This window comes from Vibrio sp. YT-15 (assembly GCF_033337445.1).
In the GTDB taxonomy this organism is placed as follows: domain Bacteria; phylum Pseudomonadota; class Gammaproteobacteria; order Enterobacterales; family Vibrionaceae; genus Vibrio; species Vibrio alginolyticus.
In genome coordinates this window covers 1-1,010 of the sequence record NZ_JAWOQR010000196.1, presented here as the reverse complement: position 1 = coordinate 1,010, position 1,010 = coordinate 1, and the positions used below count along the sequence as shown (strand labels likewise).

Sequence of the window (1,010 nt, the reverse complement as noted above, 5' to 3'; positions counted from 1 at the left end):
TTCGATACCACAGACAAGGCAGTAGAGGTCTGAAATGTCACTATTAGAAGTGAAAAACCTTCGTATTGAGTATCCATCCCGACACGGCGTTCACGCGGCCGTGAAATCACTTTCGTTTAATATTGAACGAGGTGAAATCGTGGGTGTTGTTGGCGAATCCGGTGCGGGTAAGTCCACCGTTGGTAACGCCGTTATCGATTTGCTGAGCCCTCCGGGACGCGTTGCCAGTGGCGATGTCTTTTTGGATGGTGAAAAAATCGCTGGCTTAACACCAGAAGCGATGCGTAAGGTACGTGGCTCGAAGATTGGTTTTATCTTCCAAGACTACAGTCTTCTTCCTGTTTTGACCGCGTTGGAAAACGTCGAGTTTGTGATGCAGTTACAAGGCAAAACGGAACGAGAATGCCGAGAGCGTGCCATGTCTCTCCTTGAGCAAGTTGGTTTAGCTCAGCAGATGCACAAACGTCCGAGCAAAATGTCGGGTGGCCAGCAGCAAAGAGTCGCTGTCGCACGGGCACTTGCACCTAAGCCTCGCTTTGTCATGGCAGATGAACCGACCGCCAACTTAGACGCAAAGAGTACTTCGGAGTTACTCGACATCATGGAGCAACTGAGCGAACAAGAGGGCACGACATTTATTTTCTCGACTCACGACCCGAGGGTCATCAAACGAGCCCATCGTATTATTGTGTTTGAAGACGGACGCCTCGCGAGAGATTTCGCCAACATCGGTAGCACGGCAGAGAAGTTTCATGCGTAGCGGCTTACACATTCGTTTTTCTCCGCCATGGATGGTGGTGGTTAGTCAGGCATCAAGCCTTTCCTTGCTTGGCTTTTTCAGCTTTTGTGCTGTTGCCAATATCCCTGGTTTACAACCTCAAAAATCTTGGGATTTTGATGGTTATATTAAGTATATGGCGACATACAGCATGCCAGATGATCAAAGTAACTCGTTCGATCATCTGCTGCACAATCGTCTGAATTTTGAATACCGTTTTTCTCCAAACTGG

1 protein-coding gene and 1 pseudogene are annotated in these 1,010 nt (G+C 48.4%); both read left to right on the top strand.

Translation table 11 applies throughout. From position 1 onward, the window contains the following. Positions 1–34 precede the first annotated feature (34 nt). Complete coding sequence (locus tag R7D93_RS26275) at positions 35–760, top strand: ABC transporter ATP-binding protein (protein ID WP_318129678.1); 726 nt, start codon at positions 35–37, stop codon at positions 758–760. Beyond that, positions 753–1,010 (top strand): annotated as a pseudogene (locus R7D93_RS26270) (hypothetical protein); the annotation flags it as partial. The gene R7D93_RS26275 and the pseudogene R7D93_RS26270, both read left to right, overlap by 8 nt.